Origin of the sequence: Photorhabdus luminescens subsp. luminescens (genome assembly GCF_001083805.1) — a bacterium.
GTDB classification, from domain to species: domain Bacteria; phylum Pseudomonadota; class Gammaproteobacteria; order Enterobacterales; family Enterobacteriaceae; genus Photorhabdus; species Photorhabdus luminescens.
The window spans coordinates 15,010-40,249 of the sequence record NZ_JXSK01000014.1; the positions used below are offsets into that span (position 1 = coordinate 15,010).

The 25,240-nt window shown below is 43.5% G+C and carries 20 protein-coding genes and 1 pseudogene; 11 read left to right on the forward strand and 10 right to left on the reverse strand.

What is annotated here, in order from left to right:
* Positions 1-3 precede the first annotated feature (3 nt).
* The 7 genes from TI10_RS22625 to TI10_RS22655 all read left to right on the forward strand — a co-directional run bounded on the left by TI10_RS22625 (position 4) and on the right by TI10_RS22655 (position 5,681).
* Positions 4-753, forward strand: a complete 750-nt coding sequence (locus tag TI10_RS22625) for a HesA/MoeB/ThiF family protein (protein WP_049585685.1) — start codon at positions 4-6, stop codon at positions 751-753.
* Positions 750-950 (forward strand): sulfur carrier protein ThiS, encoded by a 201-nt coding sequence (gene thiS / locus TI10_RS22630; RefSeq protein ID WP_049585687.1) that lies wholly within the window; start codon positions 750-752, stop codon positions 948-950. The genes TI10_RS22625 and thiS overlap by 4 nt, the downstream gene beginning before the upstream one ends.
* Position 951: 1 nt before the next feature.
* Complete coding sequence (locus tag TI10_RS22635; RefSeq protein ID WP_049585688.1) at positions 952-1,719, forward strand: thiazole synthase; 768 nt, start codon at positions 952-954, stop codon at positions 1,717-1,719.
* 14 nt (positions 1,720-1,733) lie between these two features.
* Positions 1,734-2,858: a 2-iminoacetate synthase ThiH gene (gene thiH / locus TI10_RS22640; RefSeq protein WP_049585782.1), complete on the forward strand. Its 1,125-nt coding sequence runs from the start codon at positions 1,734-1,736 to the stop codon at positions 2,856-2,858.
* A 639-nt stretch (positions 2,859-3,497) separates the two neighbouring features.
* Positions 3,498-3,989, forward strand: coding sequence for a hypothetical protein (locus TI10_RS22645; protein ID WP_049585690.1), 492 nt, complete (start codon positions 3,498-3,500; stop codon positions 3,987-3,989).
* Between the two features lie 422 nt (positions 3,990-4,411).
* Complete coding sequence (locus TI10_RS22650) at positions 4,412-4,888, forward strand: carbohydrate binding domain-containing protein (protein WP_049585692.1); 477 nt, start codon at positions 4,412-4,414, stop codon at positions 4,886-4,888.
* A 307-nt stretch (positions 4,889-5,195) separates the two neighbouring features.
* Complete coding sequence (locus tag TI10_RS22655; protein WP_049585694.1) at positions 5,196-5,681, forward strand: hypothetical protein; 486 nt, start codon at positions 5,196-5,198, stop codon at positions 5,679-5,681.
* 82 nt (positions 5,682-5,763) lie between these two features.
* Here TI10_RS22655 and TI10_RS22660 read toward each other — a convergent pair whose 3' ends face one another.
* Genes TI10_RS22660 through TI10_RS22680 form a run of 5 tightly spaced genes read right to left on the reverse strand, consistent with a single transcriptional unit; the run spans position 5,764 to position 10,528 of the window.
* The gene (locus tag TI10_RS22660; RefSeq protein ID WP_049585695.1) at positions 5,764-6,345 is read right to left on the reverse strand and encodes a DUF1349 domain-containing protein; all 582 of its coding nucleotides are present in this window, start codon (positions 6,343-6,345) and stop codon (positions 5,764-5,766) included.
* Between the two features lie 14 nt (positions 6,346-6,359).
* Entirely contained in the window at positions 6,360-7,511 is a 1,152-nt protein-coding gene (locus tag TI10_RS22665; protein ID WP_049585696.1) for an MFS transporter, read from the reverse strand.
* A 59-nt stretch (positions 7,512-7,570) separates the two neighbouring features.
* Positions 7,571-8,203, reverse strand: coding sequence for an HAD family hydrolase (locus TI10_RS22670; RefSeq protein ID WP_049585698.1), 633 nt, complete (start codon positions 8,201-8,203; stop codon positions 7,571-7,573).
* Positions 8,204-8,216: 13 nt separating this feature from the next.
* On the reverse strand, positions 8,217-9,278 hold the full coding sequence (locus tag TI10_RS22675; protein WP_049585700.1) for a zinc-dependent alcohol dehydrogenase: 1,062 nt from the start codon (positions 9,276-9,278) through the stop codon (positions 8,217-8,219).
* Entirely contained in the window at positions 9,278-10,528 is a 1,251-nt protein-coding gene (locus tag TI10_RS22680; RefSeq protein ID WP_049585702.1) for a class-III pyridoxal-phosphate-dependent aminotransferase, read from the reverse strand. The genes TI10_RS22675 and TI10_RS22680 overlap by 1 nt, the downstream gene beginning before the upstream one ends.
* Before the next feature lie 664 nt (positions 10,529-11,192).
* On the opposite strand from TI10_RS22680, the gene TI10_RS22685 reads away from it, so the two are divergent.
* A complete protein-coding gene (locus TI10_RS22685; RefSeq protein ID WP_049585704.1) occupies positions 11,193-12,389 on the forward strand; it encodes a multidrug effflux MFS transporter in 1,197 nt (398 codons plus the stop codon).
* An 8-nt stretch (positions 12,390-12,397) separates the two neighbouring features.
* On the opposite strand, the gene malT is transcribed toward TI10_RS22685, so the two are convergent.
* On the reverse strand, positions 12,398-15,112 hold the full coding sequence (gene malT, locus TI10_RS22690; protein WP_049585705.1) for an HTH-type transcriptional regulator MalT: 2,715 nt from the start codon (positions 15,110-15,112) through the stop codon (positions 12,398-12,400).
* Positions 15,113-15,535: 423 nt separating this feature from the next.
* Between malT and malP the strand changes: the two genes are divergently transcribed.
* The 3 genes from malP to TI10_RS25325 all read left to right on the forward strand — a co-directional run bounded on the left by malP (position 15,536) and on the right by TI10_RS25325 (position 20,313).
* The gene (gene malP, locus TI10_RS22695) at positions 15,536-17,938 is read left to right on the forward strand and encodes a maltodextrin phosphorylase (protein WP_049585707.1); all 2,403 of its coding nucleotides are present in this window, start codon (positions 15,536-15,538) and stop codon (positions 17,936-17,938) included.
* 9 nt (positions 17,939-17,947) lie between these two features.
* Positions 17,948-20,035 carry a 4-alpha-glucanotransferase gene (gene malQ, locus TI10_RS22700; RefSeq protein ID WP_049585709.1) on the forward strand — a complete coding sequence of 696 codons (2,088 nt, stop codon included), beginning with the start codon at positions 17,948-17,950 and terminating at the stop codon, positions 20,033-20,035.
* 104 nt (positions 20,036-20,139) lie between these two features.
* Positions 20,140-20,313, forward strand: coding sequence for a hypothetical protein (locus TI10_RS25325; protein WP_155416502.1), 174 nt, complete (start codon positions 20,140-20,142; stop codon positions 20,311-20,313).
* Between the two features lie 1,598 nt (positions 20,314-21,911).
* On the opposite strand, the gene TI10_RS22705 is transcribed toward TI10_RS25325, so the two are convergent.
* The 4 genes and pseudogenes from TI10_RS22705 to TI10_RS22720 all read right to left on the reverse strand — a co-directional run bounded on the left by TI10_RS22705 (position 21,912) and on the right by TI10_RS22720 (position 25,238).
* On the reverse strand, positions 21,912-22,184 hold the full coding sequence (locus tag TI10_RS22705) for a PAAR domain-containing protein (RefSeq protein ID WP_049585710.1): 273 nt from the start codon (positions 22,182-22,184) through the stop codon (positions 21,912-21,914).
* Between the two features lie 124 nt (positions 22,185-22,308).
* A pseudogene (locus tag TI10_RS22710) lies at positions 22,309-22,677 on the reverse strand (type VI immunity family protein); the annotation flags it as partial.
* 36 nt (positions 22,678-22,713) lie between these two features.
* Positions 22,714-23,865, reverse strand: a complete 1,152-nt coding sequence (locus tag TI10_RS22715) for a DUF3396 domain-containing protein (RefSeq protein ID WP_049585712.1) — start codon at positions 23,863-23,865, stop codon at positions 22,714-22,716.
* A gap of 14 nt (positions 23,866-23,879) precedes the next feature.
* Positions 23,880-25,238: a VRR-NUC domain-containing protein gene (locus tag TI10_RS22720; protein WP_049585714.1), complete on the reverse strand. Its 1,359-nt coding sequence runs from the start codon at positions 25,236-25,238 to the stop codon at positions 23,880-23,882.
* Between the last annotated feature and the right edge of the window lie 2 nt (positions 25,239-25,240).

Consider the following 25,240-nt stretch of genomic DNA (forward strand, 5'->3'; position numbering starts at 1 on the left):
CTTATGCTGAATGATCAAGAATTTATGCGTTACAGCCGACAACTGTTACTCGAAGATATTGGCCCGGAAGGGCAGGAAAAACTGAAATCCAGCCGCGTACTGATTGTCGGACTGGGGGGGCTAGGCGCTCCCGCCTCTCTCTATCTGGCCGGGGCAGGTGTGGGAACAATTTATCTCGCTGATGATGACCAATTGCACATCTCCAATTTACAACGGCAAATACTTTACCGCACCGAAGAGATCCCTGCCGCAAAAGCTGAACTTGCAGCCAATCAACTCAACGCATTGAATCCGTTGATAAAAACAGTAGTCCTTAATCAACGTCAAAACCGGGAATCTCTGACAACAATCGTGAAGCAGGTCGATCTGGTTCTCGATTGCAGTGACAACATGACAACCCGCCACGCGATCAATGCCGCTTGTGTGGCAACGCGAAAACCATTAATCAGCGGCAGTGCTGTCGGTTTTAGCGGCCAACTTATGGTATTTGAACCCCCTTATCTTCATGGCTGCTATAGCTGCCTCTACCCTGAGCAGGAAGAACCACTACGAAATTGCCGGACTGCGGGGGTATTAGGTCCGGTAGTCGGTATTATCGGCACATTACAGGCATTGGAAGCCATCAAAATGTTAACTGGGCTTCCCTCTCCGTTAAGCGGCAAACTTCGACTGTTTGATGGTAAACAGCAAAGCTGGAGCACACTACAACTTAACCCGTCGCAGCAATGCCCGATTTGCGGAGATATGGCATGAAAATTACGGTAAACGACCAGCCGATGGAGCTTATGGCTCCTCTGGCTATACAGCAATTGCTAGAACAACTTGAACGAACACAACCGGGAATGGCGCTGGCTATTAATCAAGCCATTATTCCGCGTTCAGAGTGGAATACGCATCAAATTAATGATGGAGACAATATCCTTTTATTTCAGGCTATTGCTGGAGGTTGATATGTTAAAAATTGCTGATACGACTTTTAATTCCCGTCTATTTACCGGTACAGGCAAATTCGCCAATGCAACTTTAATGACTCGGGCTATAACCGCTTCCGGCAGCCAGCTTGTCACGATGGCAATGAAACGTATTGATTTGCAGAGTGGTAATGACGCTATTTTGGCGCCATTGCAAAAACTTGGCGTCAAATTGCTGCCAAATACTTCCGGGGCCAAAACCGCAGAAGAAGCCCTGTTTGCTGCTCGTCTGGCCCGTGAAGCACTGGCGACCAACTGGATCAAATTGGAGATCCATCCTGATGTGAAATACTTATTGCCTGACCCGGTTGAAACCCTCAAAGGCGCAGAGATGTTGGTCAAAGATGGGTTTGTCGTTCTGCCATATTGCAGTGCTGATCCCGTTTTATGTAAACGTCTGGAAGAAGTGGGTTGCGCGGCAGTCATGCCTTTAGGAGCGCCGATCGGCTCTAATCAAGGGCTGCTCACCCGAGATTTCCTGCAAATTATTATCGAGCAAGCACAAGTGCCGGTGGTCATTGATGCCGGCATCGGTGCGCCAAGCCATGCATTGGAAGCGATTGAACTGGGTGCGGATGCCGTATTAGTCAACACTGCCATTGCCGTTGCGCGTAATCCAGTCAAAATGGCTCAAGCCTTCAAAATAGCGATTGAAGCGGGTGAATTATCCTATCAAGCCGGACTGGCAAGTCCAAAACAACATGCTGTCGCATCCAGTCCACTGACCGATTTTCTAGGGGTATTTTGATGATTCATCATCTTATGAGCGGTAGTTTTAGTTACCGCTGGCAGCAATTGGACTGGGATGATATTACCCTTCGTATTAATAGCAAAACTGCGCAGGATGTTGAACGGGCATTAAACAGTAACAAATTAAATCTGGACAATTTCATGGCTTTGCTCTCTCCGGCAGCGAAACCCTATCTCGAACCACTAGCGCGACGAGCACAGAAACTGACTCGTCAACGCTTCGGTAACACCGTTGGTTTTTATGTACCGCTTTATCTCTCCAATTTGTGTGCCAATGACTGCACCTATTGCGGGTTCTCAATGAGTAACCGCATCAAACGCAAGACACTGAATAAAGATGAAATTATTGCCGAATGTCAGGCGATTAAAGCGCTAGGCTTCGACAATCTGTTATTAGTCACCGGAGAGCATCAGGGCAAAGTTGGTATGGATTATTTCCGTCGCCATCTGCCAGTTATCCGGGAACATTTCAGCTCAATAATGATGGAAGTCCAGCCCATGACGCAGGAAGAATACTCAGAATTAAAAACTCTGGGGCTAGATGGCGTCATGGTTTATCAGGAAACCTATCATGAGCCAACTTACCTGTTGCATCATCTACAGGGTAAGAAACGGGATTTTCATTGGCGATTAGCAACACCCGATCGCCTTGGTCGGGCAAAAATCGACAAAATCGGTTTAGGAGCACTGATTGGCCTCTCTAGTCATTGGCGAACAGACTGCTATATGGTGGCTGAGCATTTATTCTTTCTGCAACGCACCTACTGGCAGAGCCGTTACTCTATTTCATTCCCACGTTTGCGACCTTGTGCTGGGGGCATAGAGCCCGCATCGCTGATGAGTGAAGCAGAACTGGTGCAACTGATTTGTGCTTTTCGTCTATTTGCGCCAGATGTTGAGCTTTCTATTTCTACCCGAGAATCTCCATTTTTCCGCGATCACGTCATACCATTGGCAATCAACAATGTCAGTGCCGGTTCGAAAACCCAACCCGGTGGTTACGCAGATAGTAGCCGCGAAGAATTGGAACAATTTATGCCACATGATAACCGTTCTGTTTATCAGGTCGCGGACGTATTAATTAAAGCCGGGTTACAACCTATTTGGAAAGATTGGGATGATTATTTAGGTCGATAATTTAATTTTCTCTCTTCTCAAATAATTCAATTTTAGATAAAAGCCATTTACAGGCAATAATTCCAGGAAATAGGTTTAATATAAATAACTGTCTGGTACTGATACCAGACAGTAATATAGCCCAACTAGACACATGAAATATTATATAATAATTATTCACATCACCATTAACCATAAAATAATTTCCATTTAAAATATCTCTTCTGAATATAAAACTAAATCTTTTATCTCTATCAATCTAACCAACATCATAAAATTTATTGCCATCATTAATACCCTATTACAATAGAACCATTTTATACATGGTTTATTTTTCCGTCATCCACATATATTCCCAAAGAATATAAGAATATAAGAATATAAGAATATAAGAATATAAGAATATAAGAATATAAGAATATAAGAATATAAGAATTCAATTTATACCTATATCGAATAAAGAGAAAATACTATATTTAATGTATATTTCTGAATATACCTAAACTTTCTATTATTTATTCTCTATTAATTTATACAAAATATAATTCTTAATTAATAAAAAACACGATTGAATATTCTCCTGTCATTGATAAAGTGCACACCGAGCAATAAAATGCTTAATAAAAATCAAATTTATTACCATTCAAAGAGAACTAATATATGAATATAAAAGAAATTCTGGATAATATAGACTATTCTGGTCAGGTAAATTCAAATAAAGAATTGGTTAATGGTTCATTTAATGAAGGATATAAAGGCTGGATAATCCCAGCCCCCGAAACAGTAAAAATCTTATCTGAGAATGGAATTAACTTTCTTAGAATCCAAAGCGGATCTGTTTCTGGCTACATTATGCAAATTATAGAAGGATTGGAGCCTAACACTAAATATAAACTGACAGGTAAAGCACGCGTATCAACACCACAGTACCTGGAAGATGGCTTCCCCGCTATTTTTGGTTTACATAATGATACATTTAATCATAACACTTTTGTTGTAGACTCCACCGATTTTATAACCGGTTCTGTAACATTAAGTACAGATACAGAAGGATATTTACGCGTTTTCCTGGCAAAAACCGAAATGGGAATTCATACTCCACCAGCAGAAGTCACCGCTGATTTTACTGGTTTCATTTTCGAGAAAGCTTAATATAGCTAGCTTTGATATCGTTTGACATCTTAATGCCCTAAGCTCACTACTCAGGGCATTTTAATAATGTAGTTTCAATACAATAGCCTTTAATACTATAGCCTTTAATACTACAGCCATTAATACTACGGCCATAGATATGACTTCATTATTCACTCTATTTTTTCTCTCAATGTGACTAATATTTCAACATAACATTCCAGCTACAAATTTGCCACAAGCGACTAATTGATCTACAGAAACACCTATCAGGATAAGCGCTTATAACTCATTTATTCTTGTATTAATTTATACAAATTACAACTCACCACCAACAAAAAATACAATTGAGTATTACCCCATTATTGATAAAGTGCCCTCCCGAAAAACAAAGCGCTTAAAGAAATTAAATTTATTTCTATTTACTTAAAAAGGACTAATATATGAACGTACAAGAGATCCTGAATAACGAAGATTATTCTGATAACAAGAAAAACTCTCATAAAGAACTGGTTAACGGTTCATTCGAAGAAGGATATAACGGCTGGAGAATCCCCGCCCCTGAATCAGTAGAAATCTTATCTGAAAATGGCATTCACTTTATCAGAATTCAAAGTGTTACTGGTTCTGGCGTCATTGATCAAATTATAGAAGGATTAGAACCCAACACTAAATATAAACTAACAGCTACAGCTCGCGTGTCAGCAGAATGGGCCTCATCAGCTTATTTTGGTTTACAGAGTCGCACCGATGGCCCTAATTCTTTTGCTGTGAACAGCACCGATTTTACAACCGGTTCGGTAGAATTAAGTACAGATCAAGAGGGACTTTTACGCGTTTATTTATTGAAAGACCAAGTTGGCCATCGCCCAGATGGAGAAACCGCTGACTTTACCGGTTTTGTTTTAGAAAAAGCCTAAATATTTAACTTAGAAGTAGTTTGAAATTAAAACACACTCGGAACAAGGAAGATCCGGGTGTTTTAATATTGGTTGAAAAAATAAAATCATAAATTAATATTTTAACTGGAATATAGTTCAATTATTTTAAAAAAAACTCTCATAGAAATAATTTATCCACCTCATTTATTTTCACATTAATTATCACAGACATAATATTCAATCAAAAAACATGATTGAATATTTTTTCATTATTGATAAAGTGTTTACAGAAAAAACCATTAAGAAAAATTAAATTTAATTGTTATTCATTTAAAAGGACTAATATATGAATATAAAGAAAATGCTACATAGTGCAGATTATTCTGATGCAAAAAACGCCAATAAAGAACTGATTAATGGTTCATTTAACGAAGGATATCATGGCTGGAGAATCCCAGCCCCTGAAACTGTAGAAATCTTATCCGAGAATAGCATTAACTTTCTTAGCATCCAAAACTATTCCAGCTCTGGTGTCATTGATCAAATTATAACAGGGTTGGAACCTAACGTTAAATATAGACTGACGGGTACAGCACGCTTATCGACTCAACAAATACCACAAAGGGCCTTGCCCGCTTATTTTGGTTTACAGAATCGCACATTTGGCCCTGAATCCTTTATTGTAAATAGCTTCAATTTTACGACCGGTTCAGTTGAATTAAACACAGATGAAGAAGGACTTTTACGTGTTTACATGCTGAAAGACCAATTTATAGAACTTCCAGAAGAAGCAACTGCTGACTTCACGGGTTTTATTCTAGAAAGAGTTTAAACATCGGGCCTTGATACATAACACCCGAAGCACATTGCTCCGGGTGTTTTAAATAGAGATAATTCTCCGAAAACCATTCTGGCTAACTTAAATCATGCAAGGGTTTTTTTATTGGCGGCGTCAATTGGAAATCAGAAAACCGCACCTGTAATCCGTGCCGTTCTGGAGAACAACACATTGCGCCAACAAAGACAGGTTGTTTATCTTCAAAAAAAGGAGACAACCTCAACAAGGGCCACCGCAAACCATCGGTGGAATATTGCAGTCTTAAATATCCCTCTTCACGGGTCAAACGTAACCAGAATTTACTAGAATCACCAGGAAATACTCCCATAGACCAATCAGAATGGTTACGTGTCAGTACACTACCAATCGTGGCATGACCATCAGAATATTCAATTCCGCCTTTCAGCCAATGTTTCTCATCGACTAATAGCATGACTCCCGCTTGATCGTATAAATGTTCAAAACAGCCTTCAATACAGAGTTGAAAGGTGAAATCATCCTCAATATAACGCCCAAACACATGACCATTATGACGTTCAAAGCCATACCATGTTCGTTGCCAAAAGTCAGTTTTATGCTCTGTAGTGACATTAAGCCAATCGCTTCCACATTGCCAATCAGATGGTTCATTAAGCCAATGATATTGTGACAAACCCATAGGAATTCCCTCTATTATCTTCCGCTTGAATTAATTAATTTATATCCTGCAAGTAAGGAAATAGAGAGTAAAGCAATACAAGCAAAAGCGCCGTGTAATGTCACAATATACGCTAATCCGCCAATAAGCGCAGGTCCCAGCAAAATCCCTGAATATCCCATTGTAGAAACCGCGGCAACGGCCAGCGAATCAGGCATAATTTTCTGTTGACCAGAAGCGGTAAAAAGCATTGGCGCTATATTGGATAACCCCGCCCCGATCATCAGGAAAGAAAGCCCTAGCATTATTGCCGTTGATGCTGAGTAAATAAGGATAAACCCGGAAGTGGCCAATAAAGCACTGCTGATAAAAACCCGTCTGTGTCCATAAAGGGCAATGATCTTATCACCGAGAAAACGGCCCGATGTCATAGTAATAGCGAACAGGGTATAACCAATCCCCGCCTGATGGCTATTGATATTATGTACGCTGGTTAATAATATACCGCTCCAGTCCAACATTGATCCTTCCATGATATAAGCGACAAAACAGAGAAAGCCCAATAAAATCACGATCCCGTGAGGCACAGCAAAGAATGGCGTATTACCCGCTTCGGCTTCGTTCAATAACCCATTCCATACCGGCAATAGCAGTAAAATAATCAGTAATACCGCCATTGCCATCACCTGGAGAGGTGATATTCCCACAGATAATAATGCACTCACCGACCCTGCACCGGCGATCCCGCCCAAACTAAATAACGCATGGAAGCCAGACATAATTGGCCGCCGAGCCATTTTCTCGACCATGACAGCATGGATATTGACCACAACATCCATTGCGCCAATACCTGCGCCAAAGATAAATAAAGCGCAAGCCAATGTTAGCGGTGTCGGTAATACACTTAACCCTGGCAACATCACTAGCACGATCAAAGCACATAAAGTGAAAATTTGCCGGCAACCGAAACGTGCAGCTAACATGCCGGCCATTGGCATCATGATGAAAGAACCTATACCAAACGCCAACATTAGTAGCCCCATAGCGCCATTATCAAGTTGCAGCCGTTCCTTAGCTAAAGGAATAAGAGGAGCCCAACTTGCAAGACTAAAACCAGCAATAAAAAAAGCGGCGCGCGTCGCCATAATGGGTTGTTTTACCAAAGAGATAATATTCTGATCAGACAACTCATGTTCCTTCTATATAAATAAAATGCCCTCCGCTATGACTAACAGAGGGCATTAAGTTACACAAAATTAATTTTAGAAAATTGCGGAATATCGGTCAGCGCCCCGATAATACGAGTTGCCTGTTGATACTGTTCCGCAACCGATAAAGCATGGGGCCAAGCATACACATAGGGAATACCTGCCTGCGTTGCTGCTGTAATCCCCAAATCAGTATCTTCAATCACTAATGTCTGATGAACATCCATAGACTTCAATTTCAACATAGCAAGATAGGGATCAGGATGAGGTTTCGTCCTCGCAACATCATCACCCGAGATTAAAGCCGGGCTTTCACTCAACTCCAGTAATCCAATATTCGCCAAACACACTTCCCGCGGCGCAGTAGAGACAAAGCCAAAAGGGATACGGTGCTGCTGTAAGGCTGCTATCAACCGGGAAATCCCAGGCCGTAGGTAACTTTTAGACAGCTTATCTTTGTAAACCGAGACGATTTGCGCAGTGATCTCTTTCTGCTGTTGAACTGGAACCCCAATATAATCTAACGTTTCTGCCAAACTCAGGCCAATAAGTTGCTGTGGTTGTATATGCTGTGTGTAGTCAGGAGCCAAATCACAAAGAACATCAAAGTGCAGTTGTTCGCTGTCAACAATGACCCCATCAATATCAAAAATCACATTAAATCTATCCATGTGAAACATTCCATTATTTTAGATCGGAAATGCGGATAAGCACTTTACAGTTCGGAGTAAACAGTGGTTTTTGAGTTTTGCACGCAATATCACAACCAACAGTGAGAAAAGCCTGCAAGTAATCATTAAAATCAAAAACTTGGCTGACCAGACGACCGGCTGGAATAACACCATCACGGATCATGGCATAAGCACGCTCAAAACTATTATTCAGAGAATCGATGGAACCAATCACTGAAAGGCTCTTATCCGCAATTTTCAAGATATCAAGATTGGCATGCTTATCTTTAAGCGCGACATTTAACAATTTCCCGCCAGGCGCCAAATGTTCAAAAATGTATTCGGTTAACTGCCCGGTCGTATCCACACATAGATCGATAAGCGCTAATTTATCGCCATATTGTTGCGTCAATGCCTCATCAAAATCAGTATATAGCTCACATTCCGGCGGCAAATTTTCTTTGGCGAATTGAACACGACTTTCGTTTTTCTCGACCATGAAAGCCTTAACGCCTCTGGCATGTAAAGCCCAAATGTAGAGCATCCCCATTGGACCCGCGCCAGCTACCGCTGCACGAATATTAGTATGAGTAATGCCCAGTTTATCAACCCCGGTCAGCGTGCAACTGAGTGGCTCAGTCAGTGATGCCTCTTCCATACTGACATGATCATCAAGCTTTATCAGTGAACTCTCTTTAGCCAGATATTGCTCAGCGAATGCCCCATCATAGGAAACCCCCGCTTCGGTTCCCAATTTTTTCTCGCAATGATTTGGACTGCCGGTCTGGCACATCCGACAATGCCCACAAGAATAGGTTGGATTGATGACAACACGGTCACCCACATTAAAACGCGTGACTCCCTTCCCTATTTGCGTAACAACTCCCGTTGTTTCATGGCCCAACGTAGTTCCCGGAATAGCGACAGGATAAGATCCGGTGATAATCCCAACATCTGTACCACAAACGCCACACACCGCAATATCAACGACCACATCATCAGGCTCAATACAGCGTAACGGTTCAACATCTTGGATTTGAACATCCCACACCCGATTAAATTTAAGTGCTTTCATTACGCTACCTCCTTGGTATCCAGCATATTTAATGTCATATCAGCAAAAGTCAGATCAAGCTTATACAGAATTTCGTTTAAATGTTCCTGAGTACAAATCAACGGTGGACGAACTTTAAGCGCACGACCTTTACCATAACGAGAGCCGCGGATGATTAAATTATGAGAATTCGCTACTGCAATCGCTTGTGCTGCAAATTCTGGGGATGGCGTATCAAAGCCGAACATATAACCGACGCCCCTGACGCCCGTAATTTCTGGGTATTTATGCTGTAATGTTAATAAGCCATCACGTAAATAAGCTTCATTACGCTGCACATTCTCCAGAACTTGTTCGTCTTCGATAATATCGATAATTTCGTTGAGCGCTGTTAATGAAAGAGGGTTAGCGCCTGATGTACTGGAATGTTCGAATGACTCTAATACATCTAATGAACTCCGCATCAACACGCCGCCGGTAGGAATACCAATACCACCAGCGCCCTTAGCGAAAACAATAATATCGGGTTCTAATTCTTTAGCGTAACCGGTTGAAGCGAAAAATGTCCCGGTACGGCCAAACCCAGTTTGTACTTCATCGGCGATAATAATAATGTCATGTTGATGGCAGATATCTCTGATTTTACGGAAAAAATCGACAGGGAAAACGTTATTTCCGCCGTTTCCTTGGATAGGTTCAATGATAAGACAAGCAATATTGTCATTTGAACCTAATTGAATAAATTGTTCCAAGTCAAAATATTGATTAGGCTCTGTATTCGGTTCAAATTCTGACATGACGCTAGCAGGGGTCGGAATTTTTAAAGAACCATCAATATTGACATGGAAATCTTTAATCCTAAAAGCATTACCCGAAATTTGCGCTGTGGCTAGAGACTGACCATGATGAGCCAGAAAGAAAGAGATAACGCCTGAACGCCCGGTTGCTTTTTGCGCGATACGAATTGCACATTCAACCGCCCCAGAACCGGAAACATCACGCAACCATATCCTATCAATACCCTCTGGGGTATGTTTAACTAATTTAGCCAAAATATATTGTGACATTTCATGGGTATAAGCTGAACTTAGATGTGTACACCTATCGATCTGCTGTTTTAATTTTTCTGTTATTCTGCGATTAGTGTACCCAAGTGGAAGGTTAAATGTCCCCGAAGCTGCATCGATATACTTTTCACCATCAATTTCCAAGTAAGGACCGTTACCAACAAAGCGAGAAAGCATATCTTCGAACCGTTTGCCATTTTCCATTATTTTATTACCTTAATTAATCATTTCTAGCTATAAGAAAGCATAATAATCTTTAACAGGTAAGAGAATATTTACTAAAAATTAATTTAGATCAACAAATAACCCATAAAAACCCAAAAAACATTTAAAAAATTAAAGTATTTTGTATAAAATACATTATTATTTTGAATGATTAGCTAATGGCATGCAGAACTGCTGGTCTATTGGGTTAATGACAAGAAATTATGCGCAAACTCCTGCAAAACTGCACCTAAAATCTCTCATCTTCCGATTTTTGCGCTGATGATAAGAGCATTTATATCTCTCGTGGTTATTTTCTGACAACTGATAAAATGTCATGAAAGATTCTCGATAATTTCTGATTTGTCAGAAAAAGTGTGCTTTTTCATACTGAAAAGATAGTCAGACTCTCAACTGACATGAAAATACCCACACAAGCTAGTCGGTTTACACCAGTGAATAGCTCGTATAAAGTTCAGACTTTAAAAAAAGTAAAGGGTTTTGTCCGTGCGCGATCCTTGAACACTCCTATCACCGGCTTGAAATGACTTACCAGTAGGATTGCTGGTGTATCCAAGATCTTTGGTCGCACTAAAGAATGAATTCCACTGAGCCTATTCGCCAATAAAACCACTACCATTATTGAAATATCAAAAGAACACACATGCAAAATTATATTCTACTACTACTTAGCCTGGCGCTTTTTGGACCTTTGGGTGTCGATGTATTCTTACCTACAGTCCCTGCCATCGCCGAGGATTTTAAAGTTAACAATGAAGTTATTCAGTCAACGATTTCTTTGTTTTTATTAATTATGGGGCTAGGCCAATTAGTCGCCGGACCACTAGTGGACAAATTCGGCCGTCGGCCCGTGGCCTTAACGGGTATCACCTTATATATCATCGGTTCTGTGATTGCCGCGCTTTCTACTTTTCCCGAAATTTTTATTGCCGCGCGAATTATTCAAGGATGCGCTGTCTGCTGTACCAGTGTCGTCTGCATTAGTGGTGTGCGTGATCGCCTAAACGGTGATGAGGCGGCCAAAGCCTATGGCTTTATTAACGGTACGCTAAATATCGTTCCTGCCCTCGCTCCGTTACTTGGCGGTATTCTGGCCGAAATGTTCAACTGGCGTGCGCCATTCTGGTTTTTGACTTGCTACTCGGTTATTACACTATTGATCATTGCTACCTGGTTACCAGAAACGCGCCCTGCCAACACCAAACCAATTCGCGGGCTACCGCTAAAGCAATATTTTCAAATCCTTAGCAATGCCCAGTTTATGCATTTTGCCTTAGTTAATGCCGGCGTTATGGGAATAGTCGTTACCTATGTGTCATTTGCGCCAACAGTACTGATGATCGAAGGCCATGTTTCGCCGTTAGCATTTTCATTAATTTTTGGCGGCAACGGACTCTGGACGATGATCGCCTTCCTAACCGCAACTAAAATCATTCCCCGAATTGGCCGCCCTTCCTGCCTGCTGTTAGGCGCAATTCTAACGGCACTGGCTAGCCTGGCCCTGTTCTCTGGTATCTACTTGCTGCCAAACGCCGTCAGCTCTCACTGGTTAAGCTATATGTTGCCGGTTTCTTTAGCCTGCACAGGTATGGCATTTGTTATGGGGCCTGCGACCAGTTATGCACTGGAACCTTATTCTGACGAAGCCGGCGTCGCTTCCGCCCTGATAGGATTCGTCCAGATGGCTATCGGCTCCGCCCTATCGCTTATCGCGATGGCGTTACCATTTGCGCTCAAACAGTCACTCGTGTTAGTCATGCTACTCGGCACCACGCTAATCCTGTCAGCACATATAGTCAGCCGTAACCTGAAAGGACGGGTAGTTTCACTAGAATCTTAAAATATCCGTCACACACCTAACCCCATCATCTGCATCAGTTGCTGTGCTTGCTGAATCGCCTCCTGGCGATTCGCAATTCCTAGCTTCTGATACAGATTCCGTATATGCGTCTTGATCGTTGTCGTCGCTACATCCAACTCTGCGGCAATCTGATCATTACTGTAGCCTGAGTAAATTAATCCCAACACCTGCCATTCACGCTGTGTAAGCGGACTATTGCGAATAAGCTCTGGAACATCAGGATGTGTTAGCAACTGTGCGACAAAACTTTCATCAAAATGGGCGAATTTATGACGATGTTGACGATTAATATCCCGCAAAATACGCTGCGCCCGATGCAACTCCAGTTCAGACAAGGTGTTGAGCTGAATAAGTTGACGTAGCTGTTGAGCCATCAACTCACCTTCAATGACAAAATGGCTGATAAATCCTGTGCGGTTAGCCAGAGACAATGCCTCAATGAGCGCACTCTGCGCTTCGCTTTTGCGTCCGATATGCCAGTAAAGCAAGTTACATAACAGTAAATTACGGTTCAGATCGCTGATTAATTGCAATTTTCTCGCATGTTGATTCAGTGTATCCAAAATGGATTCAGCTTCATCATACAAACCAAGCAGAATCTGAGCGCGAGCAATATTGCGCCACTGGCCCTGATTAAAATGATTACTGACGCTTTCCGGCCGCTCGGTCTGTGTCAACCACCGAATAGCGGCGCTTTTGTCGTCCATATTCTGCCAAATGATGACTCGCAGTTTGTCAGTATTCGTACGCCAATCTCTATGATATTGCCCATTATTTAGCAGGTTTTCACAACGCGCCAGATAACGGCGGGCATTATCAACATCTCCTCTGGTCAACGAGCATTTAGCCAACTGAGTTAAACACTGCAACTGCTGCTGAGGTTGGAAGTTAGACAACACTTCCAGCCCACGACGCGCTGCATCTTCAGCTTCATCAAGACGAGACCAGCACCACAAAAGCTGTGAACGAATACGCAACAAAAATTCATGCATCGGAAGTTGCTCCAAATGCTGTTCACGGATCAATTCAAATGCCTTGTTCTGCGTTTCATAAGCCGTCTGCAAATATCCCTGAGCTAATAAAATCTCACTTTGCTGCAACAGCGCCCACAACGCATAGTGGTGAACATGGAAACGACGCGCAAGCTGCTCGGTTTGTTGCATCCGCGTTAAGGCATCAGCCAACTCACCTCTACAATGCAATACCTCGCCTTCCACGGAAGTCGCAACAATACAACTGTATTCATTCTGAGGAAGCAGTGCCGCCAAAGCTTGTTTCGCCAACTTATCCGCCATCTCCGGCTTGCCGCTGTTCATCGCCACTTGAGCTCGTAAAGCGTCAAATTCAGCCAGTAGATCCGGTTCAATCGCAATTTGTTTCTGTTGTAGCGCCTGTTCCGCCTGATTTAGCAGTGTATTGACTTCTGAATAACGATGTTGGCTCTGGGCCAACCAAGCCTGGAGCAGCACCAGACGCGGACTCTCCAATAGCTGTTCATAAGGCAGCGCATTCATACACTCTTCCAACAGCGATAATTCACTGTGGTTAAACAGCGACCAAGCATGTTGCAACAAAATATCGCGTAGCATGGCAGTATCACCCGCAGCTAAAGCATGATGAATCGCCTCGCCCGGATACCCCTGCGCTAACCAACCTTCTGCGGCTGCACGGTGCAACTCCGGCAATTGCAACGCCATTTCCCACTGACAGCGTTGACGTAGAAATGAAGCAAAAAGCGGATGAAAATTAAACCATTCGCCAGAGTCATCCATACGCTGGATAAACAACCCTTGACGTTCGGTTTCTTCAAGACGCTGCTGACCATTCTCTTCGCCGGTTAGACGAACAATCAAACCATCATTCATGGAACGTAAGATAGAGCTGCGCAACAAAAATTCACGCGTTGAACTATCCACCTGATTGAGTACTTCATCTACTAAATAATCGGAAAGATGGCTGGCGTTAATGCCCGACAAGCGTTTAGCCGACAATTCAGCCGCATCGCACGACTGCCGCGCTGAAAGCGCAATAAGCTGGAGCGCCGTTGCCCAACCCGCGACTTCATTGCATAGGCGCTTACAATCGTCGGCATCAAGGGATGTGGTTAAACGCTTATCAAAAAATTGCTGCGTTTCTTGATAATCAAAAGCCAGTTGCTGACTGTCAATTTCCAGCAATTGCTCACGCACGCGCAGATTAGCCACCCCAAGAGAAGGCAGATTACGCGACAAAATGGTGAACGTCAGATTCTCAGGCTGGTGACGCAGGAAAAACCGCATCGCCTCATGAATAATGTTATTTACAATCAGATGGTAATCATCAATCACCAAGAAAATAGGCCGCCGCCACTCACTAAGTTCAATAAATAATTGAGCGAAAAGCGCGGGTAAATTGGCATATTGATGTTTTTGAGCCAACACTTCGCTTTTGACACAATGTCCCTGCGTCGCCTGCTGCAACGCCGCAATAAGATAGCTGGCAAAACGTTCCGGCTGGTTATCGCTCTCATCCAAAGAATACCACCCCAGATTATCCTGTCCTACTGCCCACTGAGAAACCAATGTGGTTTTACCATAACCAGCAGGGCTAGTTATTAACACAAGACGATAATTAGACGACTCATTCAATCTGACTAACAGGCGCTTACGCAAGACCGTATTATTCAGACGAACAGGACGACTCAGTTTTGATGGGATAAGCATTAATTTCCGTAATTTCCGTGCCCAATAAGAAGTAATAAGTGAAACCTGCGCCGGAACCATGAGTGATATTAGTTAGATGATTTATTTCACGGTCCGTAATACATCCCAACCAAATTTAGTGAAATAGATGGCTTTTGCAAATATGTTTGCGACCCCCATAGTATTAAGTTGCGCACCCTATCACATTCCTGAACAGCAAATTCCATTTTCTACGTATAAGTTTTGGAAGCGATTGGCAAATTATCTCATCAGTTCTCAAAAAGAAAATGAACTCAACGGGTGCAAAAATGATGCGAAATAGGGTTATTGGCTACGCCCTTCTACTCCTCCCTGACTAATACCTCTCCAGGATGATGCTTTAGATCCTGAGAGCATTCAGCATAGTGGCTAAATTTTCCTTTTCAGCTACAGGATGAAGACTCCATGCAACAGTCAAGATTAGATAAAGCCCAGTTTCAGGCTGCGCTGACACGTCAATGGCAGCGCTTTGGCCTCGGATCAGCACAGGAAATGACTCAACACCAATGGTGGCAAGCCGTTAGCGCGGCCCTGTCAGAGTTGTTGCCCGCATGCCCTGTCATCAATCATTCCGACCAACAACGCCATGTGAACTACATCTCTATGGAGTTTCTGATTGGCCGCTTGACCGCAAATAATCTGCTTAACCTTGGTTGGTATGAAGACGTTCAGGCTTACCTGGCAGAAGAAAATATCATTCTAAGCGATCTTCTGGAGCAGGAAACCGACCCGGCTTTAGGCAATGGTGGATTGGGACGGCTTGCCGCCTGTTTTCTTGACTCTATGGCAACCGTCGGTCAGCCGGCAATTGGCTATGGTCTGAATTATCAATACGGCCTGTTCCGCCAATCCTTTGAACAAGGGCAACAAATTGAAGAACCAGACAATTGGGAACGAGAATCCTATCCTTGGTTCCGTCACAACGCTCAGTTAGATGTTGAGGTGAATTTTGGCGGCAAAATCGTCATAACAGATGATGGACGCGAAACCTGGGCGCCTGAATTCACCTTGATTGGAGAAGCCTGGGATCTACCCGTCATTGGTTATCGCAATGGTGTTACTCAACCATTACGCCTGTGGCAAGCAACCCATGCTTCGCCATTCGATCTCGACAAATTCAACGCCGGACAGTTTCTGGCAGCGGAACAGCAAGGCATTGAAGCTGCTAAACTAACGAAAGTTCTCTATCCGAATGATAATCATCAAGAAGGCAAACGCCTGCGTCTGATGCAACAATATTTCCAGTGTGCCTGCTCCGTCGCTGATATCTTGCGTCGCCATCATCTGGCGGGCCGCAAAATAGAAGATCTGCCTAAGTATGAAGTTATCCAGCTTAACGACACTCATCCAACGATTGCCATCCCTGAAATGATGCGCATTCTGCTGGATAAACACCAGATGAGTTGGGAAGCAGCATGGGAGATAACCAGTCATACTTTCGCCTATACCAACCACACCCTGATGCCAGAAGGTTTGGAACGCTGGGACGAGGATCTCGTCAGCCGCCTGCTGCCGCGCCATTACAGCATCATTAAAGAAATTAACTACCGGTTTAAAAAGCTGGTGGATACAGCCTGGCCTGGCGATCAAGCCGTATGGGAAAAATTAGCTGTACATTATGACCATCAGATACGGATGGCGAATCTTTGCGTTGTCGCGGGCTTTGCCGTAAATGGGGTAGCAGCGCTGCACTCGCAACTCATCGTTAAGGATCTATTTCCTGAATACCATCAACTATGGCCGAATAAGTTTCTCAACGTGACAAATGGCGTTACCCCACGTCGCTGGCTCAAACAGTGTAACCCGGCACTGTCAGGACTGCTTGACCGGACGCTTAATCGTGAATGGGTTAACGATCTTGATGCTCTTAAAGCACTTGAACCCTATGCAGATGACGCCGCCTTCCGCGAAGAATACCGAGCTATCAAACAAGGCAATAAGACCCTGTTATCCAATTACGTCAATAAAGTAATGGGACTCAAGCTAGATCCAAACGCCATTTTTGATGTGCAAATTAAACGCTTACATGAATATAAACGCCAGCATCTGAACCTGTTGCATATCTTATCGCTCTATAAACAAATTCAGGAAAATCCGGCGCTGGATATCGTGCCACGTGTATTCCTGTTCGGCGCAAAAGCCGCGCCTGGCTACTATTTGGCAAAAAATATTATCTCTGCGATTAATCAGGCTGCGGAGAAAATTAATAACGATCCAATCGTCGGTGATCGCATCAAGATCGCGTTTATCCCCGATTACAAAGTTTCTGTCGCAGAACTCATGATACCGGCTGCCGATGTTTCAGAACAAATCTCCACAGCCGGCAAAGAAGCTTCCGGTACCGGCAACATGAAACTGGCACTGAATGGGGCGCTGACCATCGGCACATTAGATGGAGCGAACGTTGAAATTGCCGAACAGGTAGGAAATGACCACATCTTCATTTTCGGGCATACCGTAGAAGAAGTGAAAGCCTTAAAAGCTGCCGGTTATGACCCACTGAAATTACTCCAGGAAAATCAGCACCTAGACAACATCCTCAAGGCGCTGGCTAGCGGCGAGTTCAGCTATAGCGATAAACGAGCATTCGATATGCTGCTACATAGTCTGATTGAAGGTGGCGATCCTTATCTGGCGCTAGCTGATTTTGCCTCCTATTGTGATGCGCATAAACGGATCGATACCTTGTACCGCGACACTCAACATTGGACACGTAGCGCCATTCTGAATACCGCCCGGATGGGCATGTTCAGCTCTGACCGAACAATCCGTGATTATCAACAACGTATCTGGCAAGCAAACCGATAAGGAAAAATCATGGAGGAGAAGAGCCTCGATCATTTAGCGACCGAGGCTGGCATTGTCGCCAGCTACATTAATGCTTATGGCAAACCACAAGCGATTCCAACGGAAACCCGACATCGCTTGCTGGATGCGATAAACGTAAACAAACCGGCCAACGCGCCGGTTTCACCCTTGCCGACAGTAAAAGTTTTTACTCAAGGTGAACACTTCACTATCACCCTCAAAGATGAAGAGCACTATCAATGGCAGATACGGACAGAACAAGGAGAAGAGTTTCAGGGGCATTGCTGCCGTCAGCTAATGCTGCCTGACACGCTCGCTTTGGGATATCATCGCCTCACTTTGACGCAAGGGAACCAATACTGGTCTATGCAAATTATCGTGGCGCCCAAACGCTGCTACGAACCCGATGCTCTGCTAAGGGGAGAAAAACTCTGGGGCGCCTGTGTGCAACTCTACACTCTGCGCTCAGAAAACAACTGGGGAATCGGCGATTTTGGCGACCTGAAACACATGCTGAAAGAGATAGCAGTACGCGGAGGCGCCTTCATCGGGCTGAATCCGTTGCATGCGCTGCATCCAACCATGCCAGAAAGCGCCAGCCCCTATAGCCCCTCTTCACGCAACTGGCTTAATGTGATTTACATTGATGTTAATCAGGTTGAGGATTTCAAACACAGTGAAGAAGCACAAAGATGGTGGCAAGAAGCGACCACTCAACGCATGTTACAAGATGCCCGTAACGCGGAATGGGTGGATTACACCACAGTTATGGCGTTGAAAATGGCAGCATTGCGTCTGGCTCATCAACAATTCAGCACCCGCCCAGAGCATGATTCGCTAAAAATTTCTTTCCGCCAATTTGTCATTCAGGGTGGCGAGTGTCTCTACTATCAAGCCGCCTATGATGCTCTGCATTGCCAGCTATATGTTGAAGATAACTCTTGTTGGGGCTGGCCGGTATGGCCGGAAAAGTATCGCGATCCGCATGGTGAAGCGGTACAAACATTTTGCCAATCTCACCCGCAGGAAGTGGAATTTTTCCTCTGGTTACAATGGCTGGCCGATACTCAACTTGCAGACTGCTTTGCGCAAAGCCAAACAAGCGGCATGTCCATTGGAATTTACCGTGATTTAGCCGTTGGCGTGGCCGAAGGAGGATCAGAGACTTGGTGCAACCGGGAGGTCTACTGCACCAAAGCATCCGTGGGAGCGCCGCCAGATGCTCTGGGACCACTAGGTCAAAACTGGGGACTACCGCCAATGAATCCTCATGTTCTGCAAACTCAGGCTTACCAACCGTTTATTAATCTACTGCGCACAAATATGACCCACTGCGGCGCCTTACGCATTGATCACGTTATGTCGGTACTCAGGCTCTGGTGGATTCCTTATGGAGAAACCGCCGACAAAGGGGCATATGTACACTATCCAGTTAATGATCTGCTGGCGATTCTGGCATTAGAAAGTCAACGCCATCGTTGTCTGGTCATTGGTGAAGATTTGGGTATCGTACCAGAAGAGATTGTGGGCAAACTGCGCGATGGCGGTGTCTATTCTTATAAAGTGCTCTACTTTGAGCGTCATGGCAATGGGGAATACCGAGCACCGGAGGATTACCCGATACAAGCAATGGCGACCATCACCACGCACGATTTACCTACCTTGCGTGGATTCTGGCAAAGCGACGATTTGACACTTGGAGAATCACTTAAGTTATATCCTGATAAAAACCTGCTTCAAGGGTTACATACCGAACGTCAAGCTAGCAAACAAGGGTTATTAGAAGGCTTACATCGCTACGGCTGTATCCCGCAACATATCGGCGACACAGCAAAAGAAATAGCCATGTCATCGATAATAAACCAAGGGTTACATCGTTACATTGCCCACAGTGCCTGCTCACTGTTAGGGTTGCAACCCGAAGATTGGCTGGATATGGATAAACCGGTCAATATTCCAGGTACGATAATGGAATACCCTAACTGGCGACGTAAACTGAATACCACATTGGAAACCCTGTTCGATGATGATCATGTCAACCAATTACTGAAAGATGTGGATAGACACCGTAAAAAAGCGGGAACGGACAGAGGCTAAATGCCGTAATGCCTATTTCTCCTGCACAGGTGTTATCCTGTCCAGTTTAAAGGATGGTTTAAATCCATAAACCATCCTTCACATTACTTACTGAGTTTTCACCAATGATAAACACAGGTGTTAAGAAAAACCGCTTTTTGTCTGTCAGTATGGTTTTAAAAGCTGGAAAAGAGGCTAGGCTAACCACGAAAAAACAGGTAAAAACTTTAATCATCAAAAGTAAAAAAGTAGTGATTAAGGATTTTTTAAAACGGGTAAAAAATCCGATACCATACTGACATTAGAGGAGAAAGCATCAGAAAAAACAGGTTTTAAATCGATTAAACAAGGTGGAAAAAATGACAGTGTTAACCCAATAATAAGAATATATCTTATCAAAGCATTTAACCGTATTAAATAAGACTCCAAAATAGTGCTACGTCTTATACCACTCTCAACTCTAATATATAACGATGGGTTAAGTAGGACTATGTGTAGCAGAATTATGAAACGTTATTTAACCACATTAAACCAATTTTCTTAAATAAAAGATTCTGCCTGACTGCAATAAGTTTACGAAAATCAGAGGCTATAATTGTAGAAAACCGAGAGGCATTTTAGGTTAACCCAAAAAAGCAAAAATGTTTAGCAGCATTAAAAATGATTAAAGAAACTAGCGTTAACCCTAATACCACTAGCTAATCTGCTACCTTCACTAGTTTTAAACCTAAAAAATCAAATACAGAAAATGGAGAAACGAACAAAACCTAAATATCAGTTTAATGAAAATAAGGGCATTAAATACGACTCAGAAAATGTAAAAGCCATTAAACCTACCACAGTTAATCATTAAAAATCATTTATTAAGCAGATTTCCAATTAAAAAAACAGCCTGTAAGAATGAAACCACAGCTCAAGCATATCATGTTTTTAATATTATTTTTTTACTTACATTTCCCTTTTACCGGTGATTAACCAGATAAGGATTAAGAAAATAAGCACCTCATTAATGCCAGTTTTTTAAAAGGTATAGGGTGACTGAAAACAACCTATTCCTTGCTATGTTTAAACATTTATACCCTATGGATTTCAAGATGCATCGCGACGGCAAGGGAGTGAATCCCCGGGAGCATAGCAAACTATGTGACCGGGGTGAGCGAGCGCAGCCAACAAAGAGGCAACTTGAAAGATAACGGGTATATCAGCAATACTACCCCTCACTTACTGTATATTTACCTAACCAACCATGACTATTTAAAAACACAAACAGATAGAGATTAAATATTTCACTCAACAAACTGATTTAACACAACGAATCAAAATTTTCAGTAACGTGATTAATTACATTTAGTCGAAATTCACTAACCATTAACCGAGAGTTGAAAAGAAATAATCACGTAAAATAACATTAATAGAATAGATTAACGCTCAAATGTTTTCTCACCATCGTTTTACGAAAAAATCAATAAAAAATGCGATAAAGAAAAAACAAAGCGATTAATTTAGCAGGATTTAAATGCTAAAAAGTAGCTATCCTAAAAAACATTAACGGCATTTTTATACTATTAATCCATTTATCAGTAATTTATAAAGAAAAAACAAAAGGTGATTGATTTATAAAAACTCGCAGAATTGCCAGTAAAACAATATTTGTAAAACAATGTAGGTAAAACAGTGTCAGTCAAAATAAATCGGATATGATTAACGTTCGTTTAAACGTAAAACCACGATATATCATAATGTTTAAATTTAGCAAAAAGCTGATATCCAAAAGATAAAAAACGATTAAAACCAGATACCGATTAAAATCATACGTTAAAAAAATAACTTTTAATCACAGTTTAAAACCTGCTCTGGTTTTATGGGGATTTCAATTAAGGGCTTTGGAATTTGATATTTATGACCGTACCTTTAATCGACAAGCTCCGGTCGGGCAACCACAATTAACCAAGTGTCCCTCAAGCGCGGCAGGTATTCCTTGTATATTGAACAAGTTAGAACCTTCCGCAATAGCGCCGGTTTGTTTACAGGCGGGACAAAACACCGGGTCACCTTTACAGGCAACCGATAGTTGTTGGTTTACCAAATCGGAACCATTTAAAACATCGCCTCCGGTTGTTGTGGTATCACCTTTCAGGATAACTTTTTTTCCTTCCACTACACTTCGCATGATTTACTCCGTTATATTTTCCGTTTCTCGTATTAAATGCCATACAGTTGTGCCCGTCTCTGCACCTTCAACATCAAAAGCCATCGCCCCCTGAGCAAAGAAGTACTGCCGACCCGGCAGGCTATCGGTTTGCCAGATCCCGCATCAGATAGCGAGGGGCTTCATAGAGATTTTTTGCGTCACTGACTACCCAACTAGAGGGTTGGTTTTTTTTCTGATTAAGAATGCCTTCTTCCACTTTGGTAATATTTTCCGGTGAATATTTTTTTAATCCCTTCAGTGAATGACGATGAAAACGCAGGTGGGTACCAAATTCTTCGCGAAAACGGTGATAACAGGCCAGAATGCGTTGCTTTTTCTCTAGGATGTAACCCTGTTTAAAAAACAGGGTGATAGAAATCCCAAGACGAGAAACGGTTAGCCCATCGCCATTGAGGAAGGTAAACGCGGTCAGTTGTGATTTCAACTGGGCAAAGTAATCTGAAGTATCCATATTCTCTCCGTTAATTATGAAGCGGTGGATAATTTGTTATTCCCACATATTTGCCGCTTCCCGTATCAGATGCCATACGGTTGTGCCCGTCTCTGCGCCTTCAACATCAAAAGCCGTCGCCCCCTGAGCAAAGAAGTACTGCTGACCCGGCAGGCTATCGGTTTGCCAGATCCCGCTGACCAGTGCCGGATGGTTACCTCTCAAAGGGGTCACTTGCAGCGGCCCACGGTCATAACGGGCATACCAGGCTAGGGTGGAAGTTGAATTAAAATGACCTTCACCATAGAAGTGCAATGAATGGCCTTCACGAGGTATCACCCGTATCGGACGTATCAGTTGGTTAATAGCAAAATAACTTTCCGGGACACTGCCCGGTAGCGGCGTTAAGTCCGGGTATTGACCGGCCCGGATCATCAGACCATTGGAGTAAGGCGTAATCACCACATCCGGGTAGAGGTGGCGGGCCAGCACATGACGTATCCAGAATTCCCCACCCAGTCGGTTTACAAAGCGTTTGGACAGTAAGGTGATCCAGTTAATGCCACGGATAGAATGCCCATACTGTAATACCGCAGTATGAACCGCAGAATTGACTTGCAGGGAGGGATAACGTTGCGCTAGCTGGTACTCTAAGGGAAAGTAGTCATGGTAATCTCTGGGGATGACTAGGCTGTAGCCACAGTCCCCACTGTCCGGTTCGAGTTGTTCACACAGAAAGTCCAGCCAGGCCATAAACTGGGTCATGCCCTCTTGTTCTTTCAGATAATCCCAAGGCAGTGTCAGGCTTAGGTAAGAGCTGCCATCGTCACCATCAATTTCTCGGGAATCCAGATAACGCATCAGATAGCGAGGGGCTTCATAGAGATTTTTGGCGTCACTGACTACCCAACTAGAAAGCTGGTTTTTTTTCTGATTCAGAATGCCTTCTTCCACTTTGGTAATATTTTCCGGTGAATATTTTTTTAATCCATTCAATGAATGACGATGAAAACGCAGGTGAGGGCCAAATTCTTCGCGAAAGCGCCGGTAGCAGGCCAGAATGCGTTGCTTTTTCTCTAGGGTGTAACCCTGTTTAAAAAACAGAGTAATCGAGAGGCCCAGACGAGAAACGGTCAGCCCATCGCCATTGAGGAAGGTAAACGCGGCCAGTTGTGATCTCAACTGGGTAAAGTAATCTGAAGTATCCATATTCTCTCCGTTAATTATGAAGCGGTGGCGAATGTCACACTCGCCAGTATTGCCAGGACGGCGGCTAACGCAGCGGCGCTTACCGCAGCAGCCGCGGCTAAAATTTCCACCAACGCAATCAGGGCGGCAGCGACAGCAAGAGTGACCAGGACAACAACGGCAACACCAGCAATAATCACCACCATTTCCAGCATGCCTTCACCCACCTCTTTTAATATCTGCATCCAGCTAATGTTTTTTAGCTCTTCCAGGGTGATATCTGAGCCTTGTTGCACAATCTGCCACCGGGCTTTTATCTCACTCTCCGTCCAGGTCACGATTTTCCCCGTTTGTTCATTAACCCAGGAAAACGCATAGCTGACTTGATGAGTGACCGGATCAATAATCTCTTCACACACCCACTTGCCGGCTTGATTGAACCAGGTACCAAACTGGGCAAGGAGCTCCCGGGTACTATCGCGGACATAATTCAACCCATTTTCAGCCAGACCCGCCACCTCCTGCCCGAGGACAACCCAGTCTTCATAGCTGGGTAAGAAAGACCAACGGGAAGTGCTGAGAAGCGGTGGATTTTTTGTCAGGGGTTGCGGAATGGTCCCCGGTACACCCTCTACGGGAGGGGTGGGTAAAGCTTCATCATCAGGCGGCGAACCCGGTGGCAACGGGGCCAATGGGATGGGGTTTTTATAGTGTTGGGAGCCGGGTTGGTAATGTTTTCGCCACACTTCATCATACTGTTTTTGCTCCTCAGTGCGATTATCTATGACGCGCATTACACCAAAACGTTTTTCTGTCGCAATCTGGATATAATCTCTTTCTTGATCGTCAGAGAGATCATCTCCCGGAAATTTCACCTCAATCAACATCTTTAGATTATCAGGGTGCACAGAACCATCGAAATAGGTGGCATTTCTGCCCGGCCAGCGAAGAGCCTCATCTTTAACCAGAATAATATCGGGCCGACGGATACCAACAACCCCAAATTTCTCTGCATCTTCGGCAGAAGGCCGGGCAAACGGATTACTGGACTGCGGCAAATTACCACCATAACGCTGTTTAGAGTCTTGGCTAGTCGCCAGCATGGGCAGAGGGACATCTTGCTCTCCTCGGATAGCAAACACCACTTCCGCTTTATAGGGCCACAGGAAGTCATGCTTAAGTTCCTCAACCTTAATCAACCCACTCATAATGACTTGATTAAGAAAGCGGATAGCCCCCAGTTTGGTAATAATCATTGCCGGCAGGCGCAGAGCGTATTCGGCTTTTCTCGCCAGATAACAGGGATCTTCATCAGCAGGAAAGACGCCTATTTCCATCGTACAGGTGATTGATGTGACAGCCGGGCACATCTTGCCGTTGTTGGATATTGCCATAC